The following is a 10,975-nucleotide window of genomic DNA, read 5'->3' on the forward strand; positions in this document are numbered from 1 at the left end:
CCCCCCCTCACCCGGCCCACCTCCCCCCGCCCCCCCCGGGGGGCCCCGCCGCTGCGCTCAAGCGCGCGAGAGAGCATGAAGCCGCCGCCCAGCAGCAGGATCAGTTCATGGCCATAGCTTTGAGCGACCTGCTTGGCATCCAGCACCCCCAGCACCGGCAGCACCGCCAGCGGCAGCAGCGCGGTTACCGGCCCGCGCACGGGCTCGAGCACCCACCAGGTGGCGCACCACGCGGTGAGGCCGACCGTCACCGCCAGCGCATGCGTTGACCCACCGGAAACCAGCAGTGCGTAAAGCGCCAGCGCCAGCAGCGGCCCCACGGCCAGTGCAAGCCGGCGAAGCATTAGTCGCGGCCACCCGTCGCGTCGGGGGCCGGCGGCACCGGCGGCCGCAGCGACGGATCCAGCGCCAGCGCGGCCTTGGCCATCATGTGCGCACTGACCGGCGCGGTCATGAACAGGAAGAGCGTGACCAGCAGCTCGCGCAGGCTCGGCTCACCCTGCATCGCCTGCCACAGCATCGACGCCAGCAGCGCGCCGCCGACGCCCAGCGTGCTGGCCTTGGTGGGGCCGTGCAGGCGCTTGAAGAAATCCGACAGCGTCACCAGGCCCCAGGAACCCACCAGGGCGAAGGCGGCGCCAGCCAGCAGCAGCGCACAGACCAGTATTTCCAGCGCGGTGTTCATTCGATGATGTCCCGGCGGATGAGGAACTTCGACAGCACCACCGTGCCGACGAAGCCAAGCATGGCGATGATCACCGCCGCCTCGAAGTAGATCGTGCTGCCTTCGCGCATGCCCACCAGCACCAGCATGGCGATGGTGTTCACATACAGCGTGTCCAGCGCAAGGATGCGGTCGGTGACGCCGGGGCCGCGCAGCAGGCGGTAGAGATTCATCGCCATCGCCAGCGCGAAGGCGCCCAGGGCCAGGCTGATGCAGGTCTGGATCACGGGAAGATCTCCCTGAGCGGGGTTTCGTAGCGCTGCTTGATCTGGGCCATCGTGGCGTCGGCGTCTTCGAGGTGGAAGCAGTGCACCAGCAGGTGCCGGCGGTCGGCGGTCAGTTCGGACGACAGCGTGCCGGGCGTCATGGTGATGATGCCGGCCAGTGCGGCGATGCCGTGGGGATTGGTGATGTCCAGCGGCACCCAGACGAACCCTGGATGGATCAGCGATTGGCGGCCCAGGATGCGCCGCGCCACCTCGATGTTGGACACCACGATGTCCCACAGCACCCGCAGGCCCAGCCGCGCCGCCACCAGCGGCCGCTGCACGCGCGCAGGCTCGTCCCGCAGCCGCTGGGCCACCAGCGGCAGCACCAGCGCCAATGTCGCCGCCAGCAGAAGGTGGGCTGGTTCCACCGTTCCCACCAGCATCAGCCAAACCACGAAAACCGCCGCGCTCAGCAGCGGTGCCGGCAGCCAGGACTTCATGGCGCCACCCCCGGGCGCGGCAAGGCGCCGCGCACCTGTTCGATGTAGTCCGCCGGTGCCATCAGCTGCGTGCCGGCGTCCTGCGCGTAGCGAAGCGCGGGCCCGGCAAACACGCTCAGCGCGACGCCCATCGCCAGCAGCATCAGGGTGGCGGCCACTTCCACCGCGCGCAGCGGCGGTACCCGTCCCGGTGCCGGTTCGTCGCCGCCTTCGCGCCAGAACAAATGGCTGCCCGCGCTGGCCAACGCCACCAGCACCAGCAGGCCGCTGACCAGGATCACCGGCCACAGCCACGTGGCCTGCGCCGCCGGCACCGCGGCCAGCAGCGCGAACTTGCCGATGAAGCCCGACAGGGGCGGAAGCGCCGCCACCGAAGTGGCCGCCACCGCGAACATCGTTCCCAGCAGGGCCTTGGGACCCATGCGGTCGAGCTTGCGCAGACTGTCGCCGGCATTGTCGCGCTGGCGGTGCACCAGGTCGGCCAGCAGGAACAGGGCTCCGCCCACCAGCGTGCTGTGCACCAGGTAGTACAGGCCCGCCCCCACGGCTTCGGCGCTCGCCAGCCCCACTGCGATGAACAGCGTCGCGGCCGAACCCACCACCAGGTAAGCGGCCAGCACCCTCAGGGACGCCGCCGCCAGGGCGCCCAGCGTCGCCAGCACCAGGGTGGCGGCGCCCAGCGGCAGCAGCCACGGCCAGGCCAGGTCGGCCAGCGCGCCGGCCTGCGCGCCAAACACCAGGGTGTAGACACGCAGCACGGCGTACACGCCCAGTTTGGTCATAACCGCGAACAGGGCCGCCACCGCAGCCGGGCTGCGTGCGTAGGTGTCGGGCAGCCAGAAGTAAAGCGGCAGCAGCGCCGCTTTCGAGCAGAACACCACCAGCAGCAGGCCGGCCGCGGCGCGCAGCGGGCCGGCGTCGGCCGCCGGCACCTGGGCCACGCGGTGCGCCAGCTCGGCCATGTTCAGCGCCCCGGTGATGCCGTAGATCAGGCCTACCGCCACCAGGAACAGGGTGGATGCCGCGATGTTGAACGCCACGTACTGCAGGCCACTGCGCAGCCGCGGGCCGCGGCCGCCGCTGAGCAGCAGCCCGTAGGAAGAAATCAGCAGCACTTCGAAGAACACGAACAGGTTGAACAGGTCAGCGGTGAGGAAGGCGCCGTTGAGGCCCATCAACTGCAGCTGGAAAAGCACGTGGAAGTGGCTGGCGCGGCGGTCCCAGCCGCCGGTGGCGAACAGCAGGCAGGGCAGGGCGAGCAGTGAGGTGGCCAGCAGCATGATGGCCGCCAGGCGGTCCACCGCCAGCGAAATGCCCAGGTGGGCGGGCCAGTTGCCGACCAGGTAAACGGTGGTGGCCCCGCCGTCGGCATGCCAGGCCAGCATCGCGGCCAGCGCGATCATGCCCAGGCACGACAACAGGCCGATGCTGCGCTGCACCGCGATGCGGCGCGAGCCGATCACCAGCATCGCGATGGCCGCCAGCAGCGGCAGCAGGATCGGCGCGATCACCAGGTGTGCGGTAGGGCTCATGCCTGCCCCTTGTCGCGCGGCTCGATGCCGTCCACGTGGTCACTGCGGCTGTCGGAGCGGCTGCGCACGGCGACCACCACCAGCACGGCCGTCATGGCGAATGCGATCACGATCGCCGTGAGCACCAGCGCCTGCGGCAGCGGGTCGGCGTGGTTGGCCAGCGTGGGCGCCAGGCCGTCGCGCAGGATCGGCGCCTTGCCTGCCACCAGGCGGCCCATGCTGAAGATCAGCAGGTTCACGGCATACGAAAGCAGCGTCAGCCCCAGGATGACGTCGAAGCTGCGCGCGCGCAGCAGCAGGTAAACGCCCGCCGACACCAGCACGCCGATGAAGCTTGCCATCGCCAGTTCCATCAGCCGCGCCTCCCGTCCAGGGGCCGTTTCACCGTGCCCATCATGGCCAGCATCAACAGCGTGCTGGCGGCGACCACCAGGTAGACACCGATGTCGAAGGCCATCGCACTGGCCATGGGCAGCTTGCCCAGTAGGGGCACGGCCAGGTAGTCGGTGTGGCTGGTCATGTAGGGGTAGCCCAGCAGCCAGCTGCCCAGGCCGGTGAGCAGCGCGGCCAGCAGGCCAAGGCCGATCAGTCGCGGATAGTCAAAGCCCAGGCGCTGCTCGACGTAGCTTGCACCCGAGAGCACGTACTGCAGCAGCATTGGCACCGCAATCACCAGGCCGGCGATGAAGCCGCCGCCGGGCAGGTTGTGGCCGCGCAGGAACAGATACAGCGACACCGCCAACGCCAGCGGCAGCAGCAGGCGCACCACCAGGTTGGGGATCAGCAGCGAATCCCGGTCGCCGCCAATCCTGGCCTCGGGCAGCATGCGCGCGCGCCGCAGCATGGCGTGCACCACCAGGCCGGCAATGCCGAACACCGCGATCTCGCCCAGCGTATCAAAGCCGCGGAAGTCCACCAGGATCACGTTCACCACGTTGCCACCGCCGCCCTCGGGCACGGACAGCGCGAGCATTTCGCTGGCGACCGTGTCCAGTGGCCGGGTGATCACGCTGTAAACCAGCGCCGCCACGCCGCCGCCCGCGGCCAGCGAAATCACCGCGTCGCGCCAGCGTCGCGCCGACGACGGCTCAGGCGCAGACTCATCGGGAAGGTAGTTGAGCGCCAGCAGGATCAGCGCGATGGTGACCATCTCCACCAGCAGCTGGGTGAGCGCCAGGTCGGGCGCCGACAGCAGCGCGAAGCCCAGGCTGACCGCCAGGCCCACCGCACCCATCACCACCAGCGCCACCAGGCGGTGCCGGTGCAGCGCCACCGTGGCCAGCGTTGCGCCGACGCCGATCGCCCACACCAGCCAGCCCAGCGGCGGCATCGGCTGTGCCGGGCCAGGCGAAAGCGACAAGTGGATGAAGGGCGCCGCGCCCATCACCAGCGCCGCCAGCACCATCAGCAGCAGGTAGCGCTGCAGGCTGCCGTTGCCCAGGGTTTGGGTCAGCCGGTCGGCCTTGCGCGTCACGCTTGCCAGCTTCCATTCGTAAACGCGGCGGCCGAGGGAGTCGTAGCTGATGCCATACAGGTTGATCAGCCGGGTGATGCCGAAGTAGAGCGCGATGCCGGCCGCCAGCCCGAACAGGCTCATCATCAGCGGGGTGTTCCAGCCGTGCCATATGGCCAGGCTGTAGTACGGCACGTTGCCTTCGCCCAGCACGCCGGTGGCGGCGGCATGCAGCACCGGCGCGATGGTGATGGCGGGCGCCATGCCCACCGCCAGGCACACCACCACCAGCACCTCCACCGGGATGCGCATGAAGCGGGGCGGCTCGTGCGGGGCTCCCTCCACGCGCGCCGGGCCTTCGCCGAAGAACGTGTCGTGCACGAAGCGCAGGCTGTAAGCCACGCCAAACGCGCCGGCCGCCACGGCGGCCCCGGCAATGGCCCAGCGCATGAACGTGTGGCCTTCCACCTCAAGCGCTTCGGTGAAGAACATTTCCTTGGACAGGAAGCCATTGAGCAGCGGCACGCCCGCCATCGCCAGCGAGGCGATGATCGCCAGGGTCCCGGTGTAGGGCATCAGCTTGAACAGGCCACCCAGCCGGCGCATGTCGCGGGTGCCCGTCTCGTGGTCGATGATGCCCGCGGCCATGAACAGCGACGCTTTGAACGTGGCGTGGTTGATGATGTGGAAAAGACCCGCCACCACCGCCATCGGCGTCGACAGGCCGAACAGCAGCGTGATCAGGCCCAGGTGCGAAATGGTGGAATAGGCCAGCAGCCCCTTCACGTCGTGCTGGAAGATGGCGTGCCAGGAGCCCACCAGCAGCGTGATGGCACCGATGCCGCTGACCAGATAGAAGAACAGGTCGCTGCCGGCCAGGGCCGGATGCAGGCGCGCGAGCAGGAATACGCCGGCCTTCACCATGGTGGCCGAATGCAGGTAGGCCGACACCGGCGTGGGCGCGGCCATTGCGTGCGGCAGCCAGAACTGGAACGGGAACTGCGCGCTCTTGGTGAACACCGCCAGCAGCACCAGCACCAGGGCGGCCGGATAAAGCGGGCTGGCCAGGATTTGCGGTCCCGAAGCCAGCACCACGTCCAGCTCGTAGCTGCCGGTGATGCGGCCCAGCAGGATCACGCCGCCCAGCAGCGCCAGGCCGCCCGCGCCCGTTATTGCCAGCGCCATGCGGGCGCCGTCGCGGGCGTCGCTGCGGTGGTTCCAGAAGCCGATCAGCAGGAACGAGCTGACGCTGGTGAGCTCCCAGAACACCGCCAGCAGGATCAGGTTGCCGGCCACCACCATGCCCAGCATCGAGCCCATGAACAGCAGCAGGTAGCTGAAGAAGCGCGGCATGCTGTCTTCTTCACTGAGGTAGTAGCGTGCGTAGACCACGATCAGCAGGCCGATGGCCAGCACCAGGCCGGCGAACATCCAGGCCAGGCCATCCAGGCGCAGCGACAGCGCCAGCCCCAGCGACGGGACCCACGGCGTGGTGCTGCGCACGCCGCCTTCGTGCAGCACGCCGTGCGTCAGCAGCGCCAGCAGCACCAGGCCAGCCACCGGTGCAGCGGCGGCAAGCCAAGCGGCGGTCCGGCGCTGGTTGCGGCCGAGCAGGCCGACCACCAGGGCCAGGACGAAGGGGATGGCGAGCAGCGCCTCGAGCATTGCGGTCCTTGCAGAGCTTGCCGGAAGTCTAGCGCATCAATTCCAAACTTCCGAGTTGATGGGCGCGGCTTTTGGCTATGCTTCGATCATGACTAGTAAGAGTGATGCTGCGAAAAACGCGTGGCTTGTTTTCGGGCTCTCGGGTCCGCTGGGCCAGGCGTTCACGCTCGCGATGGACGATGCCGATCCGCACGTGATCGGTGTTTCGCGCGCGGTGCGGCCGGCGCTGCCGGGCGTGTCATGGCGCCAGGGATCACTGGCGGAATTCATCGATCCCGCCGAGCCGCTCGCCGCGATCGCCAGCCTCGGTCCACTGGATGATTTCGCGCGATGGTTCGAGCGCTCGGCGCTGGCGCCGGCGCGCATCGTCGCCATCGGATCCACCAGTGTCCACGGCAAGAAGGCCTCGCCCGATCCGGCCGAGCGCGCGCTGGCCCGGGCACTGGGCGACGCCGAACGGGCGCTGGCGGCGGCGGCCGACGCCCGGGGCTGTGCGCTGACGCTGCTGCGGCCCACCTTGATGTACGGCAACGGCCGCGACCGCACCCTGAGCCGTCTGGTGGCCCTGGCCCGACGCTGGCGGCTGCTGCCGCTGCCGGTCAGGGCCGGCGGCCTGCGCCAGCCGGTGCACGTGGAGGACGTTGCCGCGGCCGTGCTGGCGGCACTGCGCGCGGACGCCGCGCGCCCCGGCATCTTCGACCTCCCGGGCGGGGAAACCCTGCCGTTTGACGAGATGGTTCGGCGCAGCCTGGCGGTCGGCGCGCCCGGCGCAAGATTGATCCGGCTTCCTGGCCCGGTCTTTCGCGCCGGCGTTGGCCTGCTGCGCGCACTGGGCCGGCTCGGGGGCGCCGGCAGCGGTGTGATGGCCCGGCTGGACCAGGACCTGGTGTACGACCCGGCACCCGCCCGGACCGCCCTGGGCCAAGCCCCGCGCGGCTTCGCGCCTTCGGATACGGCATTTCCACCCTGATGGTGCGGTGCAGCAAGTTCGCCAACGGCGTCACCATACGCGGGAGCATTGCCTTTTCCTAACGAACATTTAATATCACTAGAGGAAATGCTCTAGAGTCTGGGGGGAGCCAGACAGCCATGAAGAACGATTCCAAACAGAAGCGTCAACCGCCGTCCAACTCGCCCGCCGCCACCGGCGGTGCTCCAAATTCAGCCCGAACGCCCTGACCCGAGGATTCACCCATGAAGAAACTCCATGCACACCACGGGCCGGTCGCTCGTGCCCCGCTGGCCGCCGCAGTCGCCCTTGGCCTGCTGATGGTCCCGGCCGCGCAGGCTTTCGAATTCAGCCGCGGCGAGCTCACCGGCAGCCTCGACACCACCGTGTCGTACGGCTTCTCGTGGCGCGTCGAGGAACGCGACGACGACCTGGTCGCCAAGTCCTTCTTCAACCCGCTGCTGTGCGCGCAGAACAATCCCCTGGGTCCGATCCCGGTCGGTCCGCTGCGCTGCGGTTCCACCGGCGGCGTGCCGGGTTCGCCGGCGCAGCTTGCCGCCCCGGGCCGCTTCTCGGCCAACCGTGACGACGGCAACCTCAAGTACGACGATGGCGACGCGATCTCCAACGCCTTCAAGATCACCTCCGAAATCAGCCTGAACTGGCGCACCTGGGGCGCGTTCGCCCGTGCGACCTACTTCTATGACTTCGAGAACGCCGACCGCGACGACCTGACGGATATCGCCAAGGACCGCATCGGCCAGCGCTTCCGCATGCTCGATGCGTTCGTGTTCAAGGACTTCACCCTCGGTGACGACGGCGCGCTGGGCGGCACGGTGCGCGTTGGCCGCCAGGTGGTCAGCTGGGGCGAAGGCACGTTCATCCAGAACGGCATCAACGTGATCAACCCGGTCGACCTGTCCGCGCTGCGCGTGGCCGGCGCCGAGCTCAAGGAAGCCTTCCTGCCGATCGACATGGCGTGGGGCTCGATCAACCTGTCCGAGAACGTCGCCCTCGAAGCGCTGTACATGTTCGAGTTCGAGGAAATCGAAGTCGACGCGGCCGGCACCTACTTCAGCTCCAACGACTTCGGCACCCCGGGCGGCACGTACGTGATGCTGGGCTTCGGCACCACGCCGCAGCCGGTCAACAACCCCGAGCGTTTCGGCAGCACCTGCTACGCGGGTCCGGCGGGCTTCGCCACCAGCGACCGCTTCGCCGACCTGGCGGCGATCTACGGCCCGGCCACCGCCGCGCAGATCATCGCCATCGGCTGCGGCAACGCCGTGGGCCGCATCGAAGACCGTGCCGCCAGCGACGAAGGCCAGTTCGGCCTCGCCCTGCGCTGGTACGCCGAGGCGCTGAACGAAACCGAGTTCGGTTTCTACTTCCTCAACTACCACAGCCGCGTGCCGCTGCTTTCGGGTCGCGCCGTCAACAACCCGGCCGTGGGCGCCGCCAGCGGCCGCTTCTTCGTCGAGTATCCGGAAGACATCCAGATGTTCGGCCTGAGCTGGAACACCACGCTTCCGGGCGGCGTCGCCTGGCAGGGTGAAATCAGCCACCGCCCGAACGCGCCGCTGCAGGTGGACGACGTCGAACTGCTGTTCGCCGCGCTCAGCCCGCTCAATCCGTTCATCCCGGCCCCGGCACTGCGCTTCAACAGCCAGCTGGGCCAGTTCGCCCTGGGCCAGGAAGTCCGCGGCTGGCGCGAGCATGAGATGAGCCAGATCCAGATGACCTTCACCAAGGCCTTCGCCCAGGTGCTGGGTTCCGACCAGGTGGCCGTGGTGGCCGAAGTGGGCGGCACGGAAGTCTGGGATCTGCCCGACCAGTCCGAGCTTCGTTACGAAGGTGAAGGCACCGACACCGGCGGTGGCTGCGACGTCGCCGACACCAACGCCGCGGGCGGCCTTGCCGGCCCGGGTGCGCTTCTGTTCGGCTGCCTGCGCAACCCGCTCACCGGTACGGGTGGCTTCCCGACGGCGTTCTCGTGGGGCTACCGCCTCGCAGCGCGCGCCGACTACTCCAGCGCCTTCGGCACCCCGCTGACGCTGTCCCCGCGCGTCGCCTTCAACCACGACGTCAGCGGCATCACCCCGGGACCGGGCGGCAACTTCCTCGAGGATCGCAAGTCGCTCACCCTCGGCGTCGAAGCCAACTATCTCAACCAGGTTATCTTCGACCTGAGCTACACCCAGTTCATGGGTGCCGAAGAGTACAGCCAGATCCACGACCGCGACTTTGCGTCGTTCACCGTCAAGTATTCGTTCTGACGCCACAGGGAGGCAGAGGATGAAAATCAACAAGAAGCACGCGTTGGCCACATTGGTCGGCGCCGCAGTACTCGCCACCGGAATGGCCCAGGCCGCCGTCAGCGCCCAGGAAGCCGCCAAGCTGGGCCAGAGCCTGACCCCGATCGGCGCCGAGAAGGCCGGCAACGCCGCCGGCACCATCCCCGCGTGGACGGGCGGCATCGTCCGTCCGCCGGCCGGCTTCCGCGTGGGCACCTTCCATGCGGACCCGTTCGCGGCCGACAAGGTGCTCTACCAGGTCAGCCGGGCCAACGTGGCCCAGTACGCCGAAGTGCTGACCCCGGGCCAGAAGGCGATGTTCGCCAAGTACCCGACCTTCCGCATGGACGTGTACCCGACCCGCCGCAGCGCCTCGTTCCCGCAGCGCACCTACGACTACACCAAGCGCAACGCCACCAGCTGCAAGCTGGTTGCCGACGGTGAAGGCATCCAGGGCTGCGCCGAGGGCATTCCGTTCCCGATCCCGCAGAACGCCTATGAGCTGATCTGGAACCACAAGCTCAAGTACAAGGGCCTGTCCGTGGTCAGCTATTCGAACCAGGCGGCCCCCACGGCCGGCGGTGCGTTCACGCTGATCAAGCTGCGCGAGGAAATCCTGGGCCTGTACTACAAGCCGGGCAACACCACCGAGAACATCAACAACATCCTGCTGTACTTCAAGCAGGAAGTGCTGGGCCCGGCGCGTCTGGCCGGCCAGGTACTGCTGGTGCATGAAACGCTGAACGCCAAGGCCGCTCCCCGCCAGGCGTGGGTGTACAACCCGGGCCAGCGCCGCGTGCGCCGCGCCCCGAACGTCGCCTACGACAACCCGGGTACCGCGTCCGACGGCCTGCGCACCAACGACATGACCGACATGTTCAACGGCGCCATGGACCGCTTCACCTGGACCCTGGTGGGCAAGAAGGAAATGCTGGTGCCGTACAACTCGTACAAGGCGCACAGCGACAAGGCCAAGGTCAAGGACCTGATCCGCCCGGGCCACCTCAACCCCGATTTCATGCGCTATGAGCTGCACCGCGTGTGGGTGGTCGAGGCCAAGCTCAAGGCGGGCCAGCGCCATATCAACAGCCGTCGCACCTTCTATCTCGACGAAGACAGCTACCAGATCCTGCTGACCGATCATTACGACGGCCAGGGCAACCTGTGGCGCTATTCGGACGCGCCGTCGATCAACTACTACGAGGTGCCGACCTTCTGGTCCACCCTCGAGACCCACCACGACCTCAAGTCCGGCCGTTACATCACCGGCCTGCTGGACAACGAGGACAAGCCGCGCGACTTCGGCTACCAGAGCACTCCGGCGAACTACTCGCCGCAGAACCTGCGCACCGCAGGCGTGCGCTGATCCACAGCTGTTGGACCACCAGCCGCGCCCGAAAGGGCGCGGCTGCGTTCCGGGCCCCGCATGACGTGGGTGCCGCGCAGGAGGAAACGATGCCCAGCACCACCCTTCGAAGCACGCAATTGTTCAGTGCCCTGCTGCTCGCCCTGGCCCTGCCGATTTCGGCACAGGCGCCCGAGGCCGAGACCGAGGCACCTGCGGCAGACGCCGCACAAACCACCGATGACCCCCCCCCCGGTACGGGGCCGGGGGCCCCCGCCCCGGGGGGCCCCGCCCCCGCGGGGGG

10 protein-coding genes are annotated in these 10,975 nt (G+C 68.5%); 3 read left to right on the forward strand and 7 right to left on the reverse strand.

Annotated elements, in window-relative coordinates; genetic code table 11:
• The 7 genes from K0M70_RS04640 to K0M70_RS04670 all read right to left on the reverse strand — a co-directional run.
• The coding region (locus tag K0M70_RS04640; protein WP_290779912.1) for an SLC13 family permease at positions 1-344 on the reverse strand (344 nt) is incomplete at its 3' end.
• Positions 344-685 carry a Na+/H+ antiporter subunit G gene (locus K0M70_RS04645; RefSeq protein ID WP_343211191.1) on the reverse strand — a complete coding sequence of 114 codons (342 nt, stop codon included), beginning with the start codon at positions 683-685 and terminating at the stop codon, positions 344-346. The genes K0M70_RS04645 and K0M70_RS04640, both read right to left, overlap by 1 nt.
• Entirely contained in the window at positions 682-903 is a 222-nt protein-coding gene (locus K0M70_RS04650) for a K+/H+ antiporter subunit F (RefSeq protein WP_290779932.1), read from the reverse strand. Before K0M70_RS04650 ends, K0M70_RS04645 begins: the two co-directional genes overlap by 4 nt.
• Before the next feature lie 44 nt (positions 904-947).
• Positions 948-1,433, reverse strand: coding sequence for a Na+/H+ antiporter subunit E (locus K0M70_RS04655; protein ID WP_290779914.1), 486 nt, complete (start codon positions 1,431-1,433; stop codon positions 948-950).
• Positions 1,430-2,965, reverse strand: a complete 1,536-nt coding sequence (locus K0M70_RS04660) for a monovalent cation/H+ antiporter subunit D (RefSeq protein WP_290779916.1) — start codon at positions 2,963-2,965, stop codon at positions 1,430-1,432. The genes K0M70_RS04655 and K0M70_RS04660 overlap by 4 nt, the downstream gene beginning before the upstream one ends.
• Complete coding sequence (locus K0M70_RS04665; RefSeq protein ID WP_290779918.1) at positions 2,962-3,318, reverse strand: Na+/H+ antiporter subunit C; 357 nt, start codon at positions 3,316-3,318, stop codon at positions 2,962-2,964. The genes K0M70_RS04660 and K0M70_RS04665 overlap by 4 nt, the downstream gene beginning before the upstream one ends.
• Complete coding sequence (locus K0M70_RS04670; protein WP_290779921.1) at positions 3,318-6,083, reverse strand: monovalent cation/H+ antiporter subunit A; 2,766 nt, start codon at positions 6,081-6,083, stop codon at positions 3,318-3,320. Before K0M70_RS04670 ends, K0M70_RS04665 begins: the two co-directional genes overlap by 1 nt.
• Between K0M70_RS04670 and K0M70_RS04675 the strand changes: the two genes are divergently transcribed.
• The 3 genes from K0M70_RS04675 to K0M70_RS04685 all read left to right on the forward strand — a co-directional run bounded on the left by K0M70_RS04675 (position 6,061) and on the right by K0M70_RS04685 (position 10,692).
• Entirely contained in the window at positions 6,061-7,053 is a 993-nt protein-coding gene (locus K0M70_RS04675) for an NAD-dependent epimerase/dehydratase family protein (RefSeq protein ID WP_290779923.1), read from the forward strand. The genes K0M70_RS04670 and K0M70_RS04675 overlap by 23 nt on opposite strands.
• 224 nt (positions 7,054-7,277) lie before the next feature.
• Positions 7,278-9,308, forward strand: a complete 2,031-nt coding sequence (locus K0M70_RS04680) for a DUF1302 domain-containing protein (protein WP_290779926.1) — start codon at positions 7,278-7,280, stop codon at positions 9,306-9,308.
• A 19-nt stretch (positions 9,309-9,327) separates the two neighbouring features.
• Entirely contained in the window at positions 9,328-10,692 is a 1,365-nt protein-coding gene (locus K0M70_RS04685; protein ID WP_290779929.1) for a DUF1329 domain-containing protein, read from the forward strand.
• The last annotated feature ends 283 nt before the right edge of the window (positions 10,693-10,975 follow it).

The organism is Arenimonas sp., from assembly GCF_019459675.1.
In the GTDB taxonomy this organism is placed as follows: domain Bacteria; phylum Pseudomonadota; class Gammaproteobacteria; order Xanthomonadales; family Xanthomonadaceae; genus Arenimonas.